This is a genomic window from Mesorhizobium sp. Root695 (assembly GCF_001428185.1).
Lineage (GTDB): Bacteria > Pseudomonadota > Alphaproteobacteria > Rhizobiales > Rhizobiaceae > Mesorhizobium.
Genome location: NZ_LMHO01000003.1, coordinates 163433 through 177116, shown reverse-complemented (window position 1 = coordinate 177116; position 13684 = coordinate 163433). Strand labels below are relative to the sequence as shown.

16 protein-coding genes and 1 other RNA gene are annotated in these 13684 nt (G+C 62.6%); 7 read left to right on the top strand and 10 right to left on the bottom strand.

Annotation, left to right across the window (positions count from 1 at the left end):
• Positions 1–152 precede the first annotated feature (152 nt).
• Positions 153–671: a dihydrofolate reductase gene (locus ASD99_RS04980; protein WP_057142916.1), complete on the bottom strand. Its 519-nt coding sequence runs from the start codon at positions 669–671 to the stop codon at positions 153–155.
• Positions 671–1672, bottom strand: coding sequence for a DUF4424 domain-containing protein (locus ASD99_RS04975; RefSeq protein WP_057142915.1), 1002 nt, complete (start codon positions 1670–1672; stop codon positions 671–673). Before ASD99_RS04975 ends, ASD99_RS04980 begins: the two co-directional genes overlap by 1 nt.
• 144 nt (positions 1673–1816) lie before the next feature.
• Here ASD99_RS04975 and cobF point away from each other — a divergent pair, with 144 nt between their 5' ends.
• Complete coding sequence (gene cobF / locus ASD99_RS04970) at positions 1817–2602, top strand: precorrin-6A synthase (deacetylating) (RefSeq protein ID WP_057142914.1); 786 nt, start codon at positions 1817–1819, stop codon at positions 2600–2602.
• Positions 2603–2612: 10 nt separating this feature from the next.
• Here the strand turns inward: cobF and ASD99_RS04965 are convergent, their stop codons facing one another.
• The 6 genes from ASD99_RS04965 to ASD99_RS04940 form a co-directional block, all read right to left on the bottom strand.
• A complete protein-coding gene (locus ASD99_RS04965) occupies positions 2613–2954 on the bottom strand; it encodes a winged helix-turn-helix domain-containing protein (RefSeq protein ID WP_056583023.1) in 342 nt (113 codons plus the stop codon).
• An 81-nt stretch (positions 2955–3035) separates the two neighbouring features.
• Positions 3036–4148, bottom strand: a complete 1113-nt coding sequence (modC, locus tag ASD99_RS04960) for a molybdenum ABC transporter ATP-binding protein (RefSeq protein WP_056583020.1) — start codon at positions 4146–4148, stop codon at positions 3036–3038.
• The gene (modB, locus tag ASD99_RS04955; protein ID WP_006335875.1) at positions 4145–4849 is read right to left on the bottom strand and encodes a molybdate ABC transporter permease subunit; all 705 of its coding nucleotides are present in this window, start codon (positions 4847–4849) and stop codon (positions 4145–4147) included. Before modB ends, modC begins: the two co-directional genes overlap by 4 nt.
• Before the next feature lie 24 nt (positions 4850–4873).
• Positions 4874–5668, bottom strand: coding sequence for a molybdate ABC transporter substrate-binding protein (gene modA, locus ASD99_RS04950; protein WP_056583018.1), 795 nt, complete (start codon positions 5666–5668; stop codon positions 4874–4876).
• Between the two features lie 387 nt (positions 5669–6055).
• Positions 6056–6850 (bottom strand): thymidylate synthase, encoded by a 795-nt coding sequence (locus ASD99_RS04945; protein ID WP_057142988.1) that lies wholly within the window; start codon positions 6848–6850, stop codon positions 6056–6058.
• A gap of 158 nt (positions 6851–7008) precedes the next feature.
• Entirely contained in the window at positions 7009–7320 is a 312-nt protein-coding gene (locus tag ASD99_RS04940; protein ID WP_056583014.1) for a DUF2853 family protein, read from the bottom strand.
• A gap of 170 nt (positions 7321–7490) precedes the next feature.
• Between ASD99_RS04940 and ssrA the strand changes: the two genes are divergently transcribed.
• Positions 7491–7850, top strand: a transfer-messenger RNA (tmRNA) gene (gene ssrA / locus ASD99_RS31830).
• Positions 7851–7963: 113 nt separating this feature from the next.
• Positions 7964–8518 carry an AAA family ATPase gene (locus tag ASD99_RS04935; RefSeq protein ID WP_057142913.1) on the top strand — a complete coding sequence of 185 codons (555 nt, stop codon included), beginning with the start codon at positions 7964–7966 and terminating at the stop codon, positions 8516–8518.
• A gap of 44 nt (positions 8519–8562) precedes the next feature.
• Here the strand turns inward: ASD99_RS04935 and ASD99_RS04930 are convergent, their stop codons facing one another.
• Positions 8563–9768 carry a multidrug effflux MFS transporter gene (locus ASD99_RS04930; RefSeq protein ID WP_057142912.1) on the bottom strand — a complete coding sequence of 402 codons (1206 nt, stop codon included), beginning with the start codon at positions 9766–9768 and terminating at the stop codon, positions 8563–8565.
• A gap of 185 nt (positions 9769–9953) precedes the next feature.
• Here ASD99_RS04930 and ASD99_RS04925 point away from each other — a divergent pair, with 185 nt between their 5' ends.
• The 4 genes from ASD99_RS04925 to ASD99_RS04910 all read left to right on the top strand — a co-directional run bounded on the left by ASD99_RS04925 (position 9954) and on the right by ASD99_RS04910 (position 11762).
• Positions 9954–10643, top strand: a complete 690-nt coding sequence (locus tag ASD99_RS04925) for a TetR/AcrR family transcriptional regulator (RefSeq protein WP_057142911.1) — start codon at positions 9954–9956, stop codon at positions 10641–10643.
• Positions 10644–10790: 147 nt separating this feature from the next.
• Complete coding sequence (locus ASD99_RS04920; protein ID WP_056583103.1) at positions 10791–11327, top strand: SspB family protein; 537 nt, start codon at positions 10791–10793, stop codon at positions 11325–11327.
• 16 nt (positions 11328–11343) lie between these two features.
• Positions 11344–11541 carry a DUF4169 family protein gene (locus ASD99_RS04915; RefSeq protein WP_056583006.1) on the top strand — a complete coding sequence of 66 codons (198 nt, stop codon included), beginning with the start codon at positions 11344–11346 and terminating at the stop codon, positions 11539–11541.
• A complete protein-coding gene (locus ASD99_RS04910) occupies positions 11538–11762 on the top strand; it encodes a ribbon-helix-helix domain-containing protein (protein ID WP_056583003.1) in 225 nt (74 codons plus the stop codon). Before ASD99_RS04915 ends, ASD99_RS04910 begins: the two co-directional genes overlap by 4 nt.
• On the opposite strand, the gene ASD99_RS04905 is transcribed toward ASD99_RS04910, so the two are convergent.
• Positions 11759–13561: a chloride channel protein gene (locus ASD99_RS04905; protein ID WP_082525275.1), complete on the bottom strand. Its 1803-nt coding sequence runs from the start codon at positions 13559–13561 to the stop codon at positions 11759–11761. The two genes, ASD99_RS04910 and ASD99_RS04905, sit on opposite strands and share 4 nt — an antisense overlap.
• Positions 13562–13684 lie beyond the last annotated feature (123 nt).

The window sequence follows — 13684 nt, the reverse complement described above, 5'->3', positions numbered from 1 at the left end:
GAATTCCCTCAAGCGCCGGTATTACGGCGCAAAATCCAGTATCGTTCTTCTATAGGGACGCCACGAGGCGCTTTCAACGCGATGCGTTGTCGACTTCGTCCGATTTGGTCCGGTCGCGACCCTTTGTCTTCCTTCAATGCCCCATTTATCATTCAATGTCTCTCGCGGCCGCGCTCGTAAACCGAATAGCGCGTCGCGTGGCTGTCCTTTTCCCCGGCTGGAACCTCCTGCGAGCTGACAACGCGCCAGGAATCCGGATCGATCCGCGGGAAATGCGCATCGCCGTCGACCGCTGCCAGCACATGGGTGACGTGCAGCCGGTCAGCCAGCAACAGCGCCTGGGCATAGATTTCGCCGCCGCCGATGACGCAGACCTCGTCCACACCGACCATGCAGCGCCCGCGCACCGTTGCCAGCTGGATCGCGGCTTCGAGCGAATGCGCCACCTCGACGCCCTCGGCGCGCCAGGCCTTGTCGCGGGTGACGACGATGTTCAGCCTGCCCGGCAGCGGCCGGCCGATGCCCTCATAGGTCTTGCGGCCCATGATGATGGGCTTGCCCATCGTGTCGGCCTTGAAGCGCTTGAGATCGGTGGACAGCCGCCAGGGCAACCCGCCGTCTCGCCCGATCACGCCGTTCTCGGCAATGGCAACGTAGATTGCGACGTGCATCAGTTGTCGTCCGTTGGATCGAGGATCAGGATGTCGATGTCGTGCTCGGGATAGAAATCATCCGCCGTCATCTCGAATGTCGTCGGCCCGACCTTTTTGACATTGTCGCCGCAGAACGAGACCAGGGCTCTCGGATTGCCCTTGTCGACCGTCAGCTTGAACTTGCCGATCGTGCCTGCCGCCCAGTTGCCGCCAGTGGTCAGGATATAGGCAATGCGGCTTTCGTTGTACTGCGGATAGCCGTCTGGACCATCCTTGGCCGCCTTGCGGACCGCGTTCTCGAATGTGTCATCCATGCAGTAGCGCGTCTTGTAGGTGGCGTACTGCCCCTGGAACTTGTCGTCGTAGAAAAAGCTGACCGAAGACGTGCCGCCGACGCTCGGCTTGTAGCGGTGGGACACGTGGACGTCCTTGTTGGCCGGAAAGGTCGAACGCCACCAATAGGTCGAACGCAATTGCCAGAACGGCGTGTAGACCTTGTTCGTCTCGGTGCCGTCGCTGCCGCTGTCCTCGATGATGATGCCGCGATTGACCCAGTCATCGGTAACCGCCTGCGGCAGCTTCGCCAGGGCCGCCTGCGCCGCATCGCCGAATGGATAGAATGGCACATTCTGCGCCTTCAGCTCGGCGCTGACGTCGATGCCGAGCGCCAAAACCTTCTGCTCGAGCTGCGGCTTTGCCGGCGCGCCATCGATCGTCACCTCGAAACCGAGAAAATTGTCGCTCTGATTTTCAGGGATCGCCGGGATCTCTTCGGGATTGCCTGAGATATCGGGCATCGGGAAAGCGACGATGGCGTCGACGTCCTTGTCTGTGTTGTTGTGGAAGACGTAGTCGACCGTCACCTTTTCCGGCGAGATGAAGAGGTCCTCGCTTTGCATCGCCACGGCGTCGCTGCGCGACAGGATCAGGCCGCCGGTGCCAAGTTCGGCAACCGAATCATTGGCGAGGGCGGGCGCGGCCGACAGGGCCAGCACGGCGGTCACAACATTTCGCAACATGGAAGCCCCCTCGGCTAGAATGCCCTGACGACCCTAGCCGTTTCAATGTCGCGTTTCAAAGCCCTTCCGCATTCGCGGGCGCACCAAACGGGTCTGGACCACGCGGTCTGGACTAACAGGTTCCGATCGGGCAGGAGTTCGTCCATGCGCAAGCTTCTCGTCATCGGCATCGGCGCCGGCAATGCCGACCATATGACCGTTCAGGCCATATCAGGCCTGAACCAGGCAGATGTGCTTTTCATTCCCGACAAGGGGGAGAAAAAGAACGACCTTGCCGAGCTGCGCCGTCATATCTGCGACCGCTTCGTCACCAATCCGAAGTCACGCCGTGTCGAATTCGACGTGCCCGTGCGCGACCTGCCAGTAGAAAATGGGCCGGACCCCTCCTATCGCTCGACCGTCGATGATTGGCATGAAGCCATCGCCGCGATCTACGAGAGCCTGATCCGCGACGAGATTGCAGAGGATGGCTGCGGTGCCTTCCTGATCTGGGGCGATCCTTCGCTCTATGATAGCGCGTTGCGCATCCTCGAGCGCGTGCGCTTGCGAGGCAATGTCGCGTTCGAGCTTGAGGTGATACCTGGCATCACCGCTGTCCAGGCACTTGCCGCCAGCCACAAGATGGCGCTGAATCGCATTGGCGATTCCGTCCTCATCACCACCGGCCGCCGCCTGACCGAGGAAGGCATGCCGGACAATGCCGGCAGCGCGGTCGTCCTGCTGGACGGCAAATGCGCCTTCAACACGCTGGCCGACAAGGATCTGATCATCCACTGGGGCGCTTATCTCGGCACCAAGGACGAAATCACCCTCTCCGGCCGCCTAGGCGATGTCGGCGAAGAAATTGAGAAGACGAGGGAAGAAGCCCGCAAAAGAAAGGGCTGGATCATGGACACCTATCTGCTGCGCAAGTCAGGAGAAGACGACTAGTCCCTACTCCCTATCCAGCATCAATCTCCGCCTGCAGTGCCTCCATATGCGTCGCTGCCGCGGCGGCCGCCGCACGCTCGATGGCGCGGAAGCGGCTGACCACTGCCAGCCCCACGGCCGTCAGTTGCGCACCGCCGCCCTTGCGGCCACCGGTCTGCGCCGCCACCAGCGGCTTGCCGAACACCCGGTTCATGTCCTCGACCAGGTCCCAGGCGTGCTTGTAGGACATCTCCATGCCGCGCGCCGCGGCCGAGATCGAGCCGAAGGCGGCAATCTGTTCCAGGAGTTCGACCTTGCCGGGTCCGATGCGTCCGTTGGGGTCGAGATTTATCCGCAAGCTCAGCGACGGCATTTTTGCTCCTCCGCGGTCACACCCGATCCCATTCTAGAAGCTCCCTGGCGAAACCGCTATTCCAAAAAGACATAGCGGTGATCATCCATCCGCCTCGGCGGGCAGCCCGACGCCGGTGTTGGCCCTGTCGAAGCTCACTGTCTTGACCACCGCGAAAACCCTGCCGCCAAGATGGAGCTTCAGCGTCTGCCGCGACTGTTCGGTGATGCGGGCAAGCACGGTTGCGCCGTTGCAGTCGATACCGACCTCGACCGCCGGACCCTCACCGGGGCTTATCGCGGTAATGGTTCCCGGCAGGATGTTGAGCGCGCTGAGGCCTGCCGGATGTTCGGTGGCGATCATCACATCGCGGGCACGGATGCGAACGCGCACCGGCGCCCCCGCCTTCACCGCCAGCCGCGGCACGCGGATCTCGCCTGCCGCCGAGCCGAGCACGGTCATGCCGAAAGTCTCGTCATGACGCAGCACCCTGGTGTCCAGCACAGCGCCGCCTTCGCCGCGCTCTTCCACCGGCAACAGGTCGAGCCTTTGCATCACGGCCTCGGTCGGTCCGCTGGCGATGATATTGCCTTGCGCCAGCATCACCACGTCGCTGGCCAGCCGCGCCACCTCGGCGACGGAATGGCTGACATAGACGATCGGGATTTTCGTCTCATCGCGCAGCCGTTCGATATAGGGCAGGATTTCGGCCTTGCGCGCCTCGTCGAGCGAGGCCAACGGCTCGTCCATGAGGAGCAGTCTGGGGCTGGCCAGAAGTGCCCGGCCGATCGCCACGCGCTGCTTCTCGCCGCCCGAGAGCTTTGCCGGCCGCCGGTCCAGCAGCGGGCCAATGCCGAGCAGCTCGACGACGGCAGCCATATCCGCATAGCGCTGCGCCGGCGGCGTGAACCAGAGGCCGTAACGCAGATTGCTGGCCACGCTCATATGCGGAAACAGACGCGCATCCTGGAACACCATGCCGATACGGCGCTTGTGCTTCGGCACGAAAATGCCGGCATCCGTGTCGACCAGCACGCGGCCGTCGACCTCGATGCGTCCCTCTTCGGGCCGGATTAGCCCGGCGATCATGTTGATCAGCGTGGTCTTGCCCGACCCCGACGGCCCGAACAGCGCCGTCAGCCGCCCGGCACTCTCGAAGCGGGCGTCGATGGCGAAACCGCCCAGCCGGTGGCTGATGTCGACGAGAACGCTCATTCGATGTCCATCCGCCGGCCGACACGCCGCGCCAGCACTTCCGAAGCCACCAGTGCGGCCATCGAAATGACGATGGAAATCAGCGTCAGACGAAGCGCGCCTTCATCGCCACCCGGCACCTGCGTGAAGGTGTAGATCGCCGACGGCAATGTCTGCGTCTCATTGGGAATGTTGGAGACGAAAGTGATGGTCGCGCCGAACTCGCCCATCGCTTTGGCGAAGGCCAGGATGGCGCCGGCGATCAGCCCAGGCAGGATCAGCGGCAGCGTGATGGTGGCGAATACCCAGAGTGGATTGGCGCCGAGCGTTCCCGCCGCCGCTTCCATCTTGCGGTCCACCGCCTCGATCGACAGCCTGATCGCCCGCACCATCAGGGGAAAGCCCATGATGCCGCAAGCGAGTGCCGCACCCGTCCAGCGGAAGGAGAAAACAATACCGAAATGCTCGGCCAGGAAGGCGCCGGCCGGGCCGCGCCGGCCAAAGGTCAGCAGCAGCAAATAGCCGGTCACCACGGGTGGCAGGATCAGCGGCAGATGCACCAGCCCATTGAGCAGCGTCTTGCCCCAGAATTGCCCTCGCGCAAGCAGCAGCGCGATCAATATGCCCGGCGGCAGGCTGGCGAGCATCGCCACCGTCGCCACCTTGATGGACAGCCGGACCGCATTCCATTCGTCGGGAGTGAGGTCCAGCAGCCAGTTCATATGCGAGATGAAGCCCCTTGGAACTCAGTTGCTCGGCGCGAGCACGGTAAAACCCTGATCCTTGAACAGCGCGCCGGCCTCGGCCGACTGCAGGCATTTCAGGAAAGCCGGCGTATCCTTGTCCTTCGAATCGGCGGTCTGGGCAACCGGATAGATGATCGGCGGATGCGAATCCTCCGGGAAGGTGCCGACCACCTTGACGCCCTTTTCGGCATGCGCGTCGGTGGCGTACACGAGGCCAAGGGCTGCTTCGCCCGTCGAAACCAGCTTCAGCGCGGCGCGCACATTCTCGGCCTGCGCCACCTTGCCTTCGACCGAGGACCAGACACCAAGCGATTCGAGTGCGGCCTTGCCGTATCTGCCGGCCGGCACCGCCTTGAAATCGCCCATGGCGAGCTTGCCGTCGCCGATCAGCTTGGCGAGGTCGAAGCCCCTCTCGATCTTGGTCTCAACAGTCGAGTCCTTCGGCGCCACCAGCACGATCTCGTTGCCGAGCAGCTTCACTTCTGTGTCGGGATTGATCAGCTTCTTGTCGGACAGATATTTCATCCAGTCGAGGTCGGCCGAGATGAAGATGTCGGCCGGCGCCCCGCCCTCGATCTGCTTCGCCAGCGCCGAGCTTGCGGCGTAGGAAACGGTCGCGGCCTCGCCGACATCGGCCTCGCAGGCCTTGTTCACCGCGTCGAGCGCGTCCTTGAGGCTGGCCGCGGCAAACACCACCACTTTGTCTTCCGCATGTGCTGCCGGCACGACGGCCATCAAAGTCGCAGCAAAACCGCCCATGGCGATCGCCCTCAACCCGAAACCTTTGCCCGTCATGGAAAACTCTCCCTGCTTTGAAATCCGGTCGGCTCGAAGCCTGCCAACCGATATATCCGGATGAATATAACAAGGGAAGGCCCGACGCCCTACGAAAGCGTCTATGCGACACCGATAGTTCCGGTAAGATCAGCAGAGAGACCCTGGAAAGGGAACCCCGATGAAGATCAGTGCCCGCAACATCCCCAAGGGAACGACTACCGTGATCGTCAAGGGAGCCACCGTGCAAACCCGCTATTGGGGCCTAGGTGTGTTGAGATTCAGGTCAGGCCGAGTCGAAAACGGTGGGTTCCGAGAACCGGAGCGGAGCGTACATTTCGTACGTGAGCACCGGAAGCGCAGGAGACTGCCCTTTGCAGGTCGGCATCACCTGAATATCAACATGCCTTAGACAGCGATCGGCGCTTTGATCGACGCATCGGCGATGTAGTTTTCCAGCCGGAAATCCTCGAAGCGAAAGGCGAACAGGTCCTTCACCTCCGGATTGATCCACATCGTCGGCAGCGCCCTCGGCGTACGCCGCAATTGCTCGCGCGCCTGCTCGAAATGGTTCGAGTAGAGATGCGCGTCACCAAGCGTGTGGACAAAATCGCCCGGTTTCAGCCCGGTGACCTGCGCCACCATCAGCGTCAGCAGTGCGTAGGAAGCGATGTTGAACGGAACGCCGAGGAAGATATCGGCCGAACGCTGGTAGAGTTGGCATGAAAGCCGCCCTTCCGAAACGTAGAACTGGAACAGGCAGTGGCAGGGCGGCAGCGCCATCGCTTCCACCTCGGCCGGATTCCACGCCGAAACGATCAGCCGCCGCGATTGAGGATTTTTGCGTATCCCCTTGAGAAGATTCGCGATCTGGTCGATCGAGCCGCCATGGCCATCCGGCCAGGAACGCCACTGCTTGCCGTAGACCGGGCCGAGATCGCCGTTCTCGTCGGCCCATTCGTCCCAGATCGAAACGCCGTTATCGGTGAGGTATTTGATGTTGGTGTCGCCGGCCAGGAACCACAAAAGCTCATGGATGATCGACTTGAGATGCAGCTTCTTGGTGGTGGTGACCGGAAAGCCGCGCGCCAGGTCGAAACGCATCTGGTAGCCGAAGACGGAGCGCGTTCCCGTGCCGGTGCGGTCGCCGCGATCAGCGCCGTTGTCCAGCACATGCTGCAGGAGGTCGAGATACTGGCGCATCGGTTCCGGCTCGATTCGGTTGTCCAGCAATCATAGCTGACGGGCAGGCAATGGAACACCACAAAGCAGCGTGAGCCCTGCCCGAAGCCAGCCAGTCCCCAACAACATCACCGGCTGGCGCCTAGACCGCGCCAGCCCTGCAAATTGACGCGCGCTTGTCAGAGGGAGCCGAGCTTGCCCAGGTCCTTCGCAACTAGGTAGTAGAAGGTAACCCGGCTCTTGGTGTTATCGGCCGCCATCGCCTTGCAGGTCTTTTCGATGGCTGCGTCGGCCTTGCCGGCATCGGCGATGCCGAGCTTCTTGGCGACCCAGTTGTCCCTGACACGACCGAGTTCCTTTGGGTCGGTGCAGGATACCAGCGAGGAATCACGGTTCCTGAGCGCGATGCCCAGGTGCTTTACGATCTTTTCGACCGCATCCGCACTGGCGCCAGCGTCGTATTTCTTCACGTCTGCAAGATAGTCGGCCATCAAAATTCCCCTCGTCGGCGCCACGGATCCGAACGATGAGGGCTGTGGCGCGCTGCTGCAACTTGTGCGCTAGGTCGGTAACTCCTCACCGTGGCAAAGCTTCGGTTGAGACCGCGCCCAAGTCAACCCTTAGGAGATGCGGTTTTGACACGGGGACAAAGTGCCATTGCGGCCTTTCATTTCTTGCGATGGCCCCCTATATTCGGTGTGTCGGCTTGACCGACTATGGCGATAAATGGGCGATGAAATAAGCCGTTCGGACCCGGGGGCGGTACCCGGCGCCTCCACCAAAAGCCGCTGTCGGCGACAGAGCGGTTTTTGCTGGGGGCGAAATAGGATCGACGAAGGTGTAAAGATCGTACTTTTGCCCGGCATGGTACCACCGTCATCGGGCTAAACCTGTAGTTGCAAATGACAACTATGCGGAAGCACGTCTCGCCGCGTAAGCGGTGCGATAGCTTCAAATCAAGCCCTAGAGGTTCGCACTTCTAGGCGGGGTTCGGAGGTACCTGGCAACAGAAACCTCCACTTCTCCCCTCCTTCGATATGCGTCACGCGCAACGGCAACTCCCGCTGGCCAGACCTTCGGATGGCCAATGGCCGCGAAGGCGCCCCGCCGCGTGCCCTTCTCTAGGGACGAAACATGCAAAACGATTCCGATCGATTCTTCGTGCTGACCGGCGGTCCCGGCTCCGGCAAGACCACTTTGATCGAAGCCCTGCGCCGGGCAGGCTTTGCCACCTCGCTCGAAGCCGGGCGTGGCATTATCCGCGACCAGTCCGACATAGGCGGGACTGCTTTGCCCTGGCGCGATCGGGCGCTGCTTGCCGAACTGATGCTGTCGTGGGAGATGCGCTCGTATCAGGCTGCGCGCGAACAGACCGGGCGCCCTGTCTTTTTCGACCGCGGCGTGCCGGACACGCTTGGCTATCTCAGGCTGAGCGGCCTGCCGGTGCCCCGGCATGTCAGCTCCGCCGCCGAGCGCTTCCGCTACAATCCGCGCGTCATCGTCGCTCCGCCCTGGCCGGAAATCTTCGCGCATGATGAGGAGCGCAAGCAGACGCTTGAGGAGGCCGAGCGCACCTGTCATGCGCTGATCGGCGTCTACACGGAACTGGGTTATGAACTTGTCCCGCTGCCTTTGGCGCCGGCCGAGGAGCGGCTGCGCTTTGTGTTGGCCGAGACGGGATTGGCATGAAAAAGGCCGGGTGAACCCGGCCTTTTTCATTTGTTTGTGGTCGCTTATTCCGCCGGCGCCTCGACGGCTTCGCGCCAGCGGCCGAGCGTGACTTTGGCCAGCGTGAACGAGATCACCGCGCACAGCGTTATGCCGGCCACCATCGGCAGCGGCGTGCCGTCGAAGAACACGCCGGCAACACCCATGGCGAGTGCGCCGATGGCGAAATGCAGCGTGCCCATCAGCGCCGAAGCCGTGCCGGCGATCTCGCCATGCTCTTCCATGGCCAGCACCGAAGTGGTCGGAATGACCAGGCCGAGGAAGCCGTAGCCGACGAACAGCAGTGCCGCCATCACGTCGAGCCGGTCGATGCCGGTCGCCATCACCGCAAACAGCACTACCATCGTCGTGGCATAGCCGGTCACCGCGACGCGCACCACGCGCCGCAGCCCGAAGCGCTCGGCCAGCAGTCCCGTCATTTGCGACATGCCGATGAAGGCGACCGCATTGATCGAGAAGAACACGCTGTAGACCGAAGGCGACAGGCCGTAATGGTCGATCAGGATGAACGACGAACTCGACAGATAGACGAAGAAGCTCGCAATACCGAAGCCGGCGATCGCCGTCAGGCCGAGGAAGTTCCGGTCGCCCATCAGCAAGCGATAGGCCGACAGCGCGGTACCGAAGGAGGATCCGGCGCGGTCTTCCACCGGCCGAGTCTCCTTGAGCGAGGTCGCCAAAAGGATTGTGGCCAGCAGAGCAGCGCCCGTCACCGTCCAGAACACGGCGCGCCAGCCGAAATTCTCGATGATCACGCTGCCGGTCAGCGGCGCCAGGATCGGCGACACCGAGAACACCAGCATCAGCAAGGACATCAGCTTGGCGGCCTCATTGCCGGTGTGCAGATCGCGCACGATGGCGCGCGGAACGGCCATGCCGGCGCTGGCGCCAAGGCCTTGCAGGAAGCGGAAAGCGATGAGCCATTCGATGGTCGGCGCCATTGCCGAACCGATGCCGCCGACCATGAACAGCGCGAGGCCGCCATAAAGCGGCAGCTTGCGGCCGACCATGTCGGAGATCGGCCCGACGACGATCTGGCCAAAACCCATCGACAGGAAGAAGATCAACAGGCTCATCTGCACGGCAGCGGTGCCGGCATGCAGATCGGCGCCGATCGACGGCAGCGCCGGCAGATACATGTCGATGGCAAACGGGCCGATGGCGGACAACAGGCCGAGCACGACCGCAATGCGGAGGAATTTGGGACTCATGATAAAGGTTTCTTTCAATCTGGTTGCCGCCGCCGGGCGACGTCTAACCCTAGGACGTTCCATCCCATGAGGTTCCGACACTCCACGAGCGAATTCTATTCGTCCCATCGTGAAATCTGTTAATCTTGTGTCCACAAATTTAGACACTCTTGTCTAAATCGTCAATCGCCTCTATATAGTTTTTCATGAAGCTGCACGTTTCTCCTGACATTTTCCCGCCACGTGGCCATGAGGCCAAGCGCCTGTCGATCGTCGACTCCGCCGCCACCGTGTTTTGCCGCGAAGGTTTCGCCGGCGCCAACATCGATCTGATCGCTGCCGAAGCCGGCGTCTCGCGCCAGACCATCTACAACCATCACGGCGACAAGGAGAAACTGTTCGTCGCGGTGGTTCGTGATCTGACCGAACGCTGCAATGCCGGCATCTTCGCCACCATTGCCACCTTCCCCGATCAGCCCAACGATCTTGAGGCGGATCTGATCGGCTTTGCCGTGCGCTTGAACCAGAACTGCATCTGCAACCGCGACGGAAAATTCCTGCGCAAGCTTATCCAGACCGAAGGCGAGCGCTATCCCGAACTGTTTGCCGAATGGCACGAACAGGGACCGGGCAGGACATGGCCGGCAATCGCCGCGCGCTTTGCCCGCCTCGCCTACGGCGGTTACCTGTCGATCGCGGACCCCGACGTGGCGGCACGCCAGTTCCTCGGCCTGGTCAATGCCGAACTGCAGACCACCTTCATGCTCGGCGGCACGCCGCGCGAGGACGAGGTGGTGCAATCGGCGACGAATGGCGTGCGCACCTTCCTGCGCGCTTTCGGCAAGCGCCCTGCCCCGAGCAGCGCCAAGAAACACACTGCGCTGGCTAACGCATAACATTTGCGCTTGCCGGCAAGCCGCCTTGCCGATCAAATCGTTGGCAATAGTCCTCGCTTCGACGCGGCGGCGCGTCTATATCAGGTTTACGCCGCCCTCAAGCTTGATTACAGCTATGCGGACGATTCAACGGAACCCGACCGCCACATGGCCGACGACCACATCCGCTACGATATTCTGGCCCAGGAGGCGTTGCGCGGCGTCATGCGCAAGGTCCTGGCCGAGGTCGCGCGCACCGGCCTCCCCGGCAACCACCACTTCTTCATCACCTTCCTGACGGGCGCGCCGGGCGTGCGCGTGTCGTCGCGGCTGCGCGAGCGCTATCCCGAGCAGATGACCATCGTCATCCAGTTCCAGTATTGGGACCTGAAGGTGACCGACACCGGCTTCGAGGTCGGCCTGTCCTTTTCCGACGTGCCGGAAAAGCTCGAAATCCCGTTCTCGGCCGTACGCGGCTTCTATGATCCGTCGGTCAACTTCGAGCTCGAATTCGACGTCAAGACGGACGGTGCAGCCGAGGAACCAGCCGCCCAAGCCACGCCCGAGCCGTTGACCATCGTCTCCGAGAAAAAGCCGAAGGCCGAGAAGAAGGCCGCCGCCGAGGCGGAGAAGAAGCCCGCGGCGGCGGACGCCGCCACCAAGGGCGCCGAAGTGGTCTCGCTCGACGCCTTCCGCAAGAAATAGGCCTTCGGATCACGCCATGGCCGACATCGTCAATCTCCGCCAGGCTCGCAAGCAGAAGGCGCGGGACGAGAATGTGCGCGTCGCCGAACAGAACCGGGCGTTGTACGGCCGCTCCAAGGCAGAGAAGCAACGCGACCGCCTGGTCGCCGACAAGGCCGAGACCTTCGTCGCTGGGCACCGCCGCGAGCCATCCGGCGCCGAAGACCACCAGTGAGCGCGGTTGAAAAGCGTTCGGTGACCATTCGCGGTCACCGCACCAGCTATTCGCTCGAAAAGCCCTTCTATGCCGACCTCGTCGCGATCGCGGCCGCCCGGCAATTGACGCTCGCCGCTCTTGTCGCCGAAGTCGACGAGACGCGTCCGCGCGACACCAACCTGTCCTCGGCGCTGAGGCTCCATGTCCTGGAGTGGGCGAAGCGCGGAACGCGTCTCTAAAGGCCCTCGACCACGTCTTCCGTTTTCCTGCGTCTGGTGCGGAAGCCAAGCAAGGTCGAACGCTCGCGCTCTTCGGCCTGTTTCCTCGACCGCACGCGCATAAGATCCTTCCAGCCGACATAGCCGACCAGTTGCGACCCTTCGCGGGTGACGACCGGCAGATGGGAGACGTTGGCCGTCAGTAGCTTGTCGGAGAGGCCCTCCAGATATTCATCCGGATAGGCGAGCGTCACCTTGCTGCCGGCCAGCAGCGCACCAAGCGTCGTGGTGCGGTGGGTACCGGCACGGCGCCAGCGCAGGATCGCCGGCGGATCGATGAGGCCGAGCACATGCCCGTTCTCATCCACCACCGGAAAGCTCGGATGCCGTGTCTCTGGCGCGGTCAGGAAGGCTGCTGCGCCATGCAGAGTCATCGTCGCCGGCACGCTTTCGACCTTAGAAGTCATCACCTCACGCACCCTCGTCAGTGCGAAAGGGTCGACACGGTATTCGCGCACGAGGTGGTGCCCTCGCCTGGCGATCTTCTCGGTCAGGATCGACCGCTTCATCAGGAGCACGGTGACGGCGTGCGCCGCCGCGCAAGCCGCGATCAGCGGCACCAGAACATGGGTGTTGCCGGTCAACTCGACCGCGAAGAAAGTAGCCGTCAGCGGTGCACGCATGGTGCCGCCCATGGTGGCGGCCATGGCCAGCAGTGCCCAGAAGCCCGGGTCCGCCGCCGGCAGAATTCCGGCGAGCACCGCCCCCATTGCGCCACCCATGATCAACAGCGGCGCCAGTACGCCTCCGGATGTCCCCGACCCGAGCGCCACCGACCAGATGATGGCCTTGACCACAAGCAGGATGAGTGCGGCGGTGGCAAGCGTGCGGCCGTCCAGCATGTCGGCGATGTTGTCATAGCCGACGCCCAGTGCGTGCGGCTCGATCAGCCCGCCAATGCCGACCACCAGACCGCCCAGCATCGGCCACCACATCCAGTGAATGGGCAGCTTCTGAAAACCGTCCTCGCAGGCATAGACCATCTGCGTCAGCAGCCCCGACAACAGGCCCGCCGCGACACCGATCGCCGCCCAGCCGGCAAGACCGACAAAGGACACCTCCATACCGCCCTGGAACGGAAAGATCGGTCCGGGCAGATGCAGCATGGTGCGTTCCACCTCGGCGATAACAGCCGCGACCGCGACGGGAATGAAGCTGCGCGGGGTCCATTCGAAAAGCAGCAGTTCGACAGCCAGCATGATGGCGGCGATCGGTGTTCCGAAGACCGTCGTCATGCCCGCTGCCGCACCTGCCACCAGCAGCGTCTTTCGTTCATTGTCGCTGACCGGCAGCATCTGTGCGATCAGCGAGCCGATCGCGCCGCCTGTCATGATGATCGGACCCTCGGCGCCGAACGGCCCGCCGGAGCCGATCGAGATCGCTGACGACAGCGGCTTCAGGATCGCCACCTTGGCGTCGAGTTTTGAGCGTCCCAGCAGGATCGCCTCGATGGCTTCCGGAATGCCGTGGCCGCGAATCTTCTCGCTGCCGAAGCGCGCCATCAGGCCGATGATCAGCGCGCCGATCACCGGCACGATGACAGCGGCAAGCCCAAGCGGCGTATCCTCGAGTTTCAGATCGGCAAGCGAGAACTGGCCGAAATAGGCGATGTTGGTGGCAAGTCGGATCAGCTTCAAAAGTGCGATGCCGGCAAACACGCTGGCTGTAGCCACCACCACCGCAATGGCGGCAACGAGCAGCACCCTGACGTCCGTGGTGAAATCTCGCAGATGCTCCGGGTTCGAGTGATGGGTCTTCATGGCAAAATCTGCTTCCTGGCGGCGGGCCGTATGTCGGATATACGGCAAGGTCGATAAGGCCAGCCGGATTTGTCGGTGGCTATGTATCGTAACACGATACAAATATTCAAGCCGGTTTCGCTC

Coding starts and splice junctions, on each gene's coding strand:
- ASD99_RS04980 (WP_057142916.1), bottom strand. CDS start 671: ATGCACGTCGCAATCTACGTTGCCATTGCCGAGAACGGCGTGATCGGG.
- ASD99_RS04975 (WP_057142915.1), bottom strand. CDS start 1,672: ATGTTGCGAAATGTTGTGACCGCCGTGCTGGCCCTGTCGGCCGCGCCC.
- cobF (WP_057142914.1), top strand. CDS start 1,817: ATGCGCAAGCTTCTCGTCATCGGCATCGGCGCCGGCAATGCCGACCAT.
- ASD99_RS04965 (WP_056583023.1), bottom strand. CDS start 2,954: ATGCCGTCGCTGAGCTTGCGGATAAATCTCGACCCCAACGGACGCATC.
- modC (WP_056583020.1), bottom strand. CDS start 4,148: ATGAGCGTTCTCGTCGACATCAGCCACCGGCTGGGCGGTTTCGCCATC.
- modB (WP_006335875.1), bottom strand. CDS start 4,849: ATGAACTGGCTGCTGGACCTCACTCCCGACGAATGGAATGCGGTCCGG.
- modA (WP_056583018.1), bottom strand. CDS start 5,668: ATGACGGGCAAAGGTTTCGGGTTGAGGGCGATCGCCATGGGCGGTTTT.
- ASD99_RS04945 (WP_057142988.1), bottom strand. CDS start 6,850: ATGCGCCAGTATCTCGACCTCCTGCAGCATGTGCTGGACAACGGCGCT.
- ASD99_RS04940 (WP_056583014.1), bottom strand. CDS start 7,320: ATGGCCGACTATCTTGCAGACGTGAAGAAATACGACGCTGGCGCCAGT.
- ASD99_RS04935 (WP_057142913.1), top strand. CDS start 7,964: ATGCAAAACGATTCCGATCGATTCTTCGTGCTGACCGGCGGTCCCGGC.
- ASD99_RS04930 (WP_057142912.1), bottom strand. CDS start 9,768: ATGAGTCCCAAATTCCTCCGCATTGCGGTCGTGCTCGGCCTGTTGTCC.
- ASD99_RS04925 (WP_057142911.1), top strand. CDS start 9,954: ATGAAGCTGCACGTTTCTCCTGACATTTTCCCGCCACGTGGCCATGAG.
- ASD99_RS04920 (WP_056583103.1), top strand. CDS start 10,791: ATGGCCGACGACCACATCCGCTACGATATTCTGGCCCAGGAGGCGTTG.
- ASD99_RS04915 (WP_056583006.1), top strand. CDS start 11,344: ATGGCCGACATCGTCAATCTCCGCCAGGCTCGCAAGCAGAAGGCGCGG.
- ASD99_RS04905 (WP_082525275.1), bottom strand. CDS start 13,561: ATGAAGACCCATCACTCGAACCCGGAGCATCTGCGAGATTTCACCACG.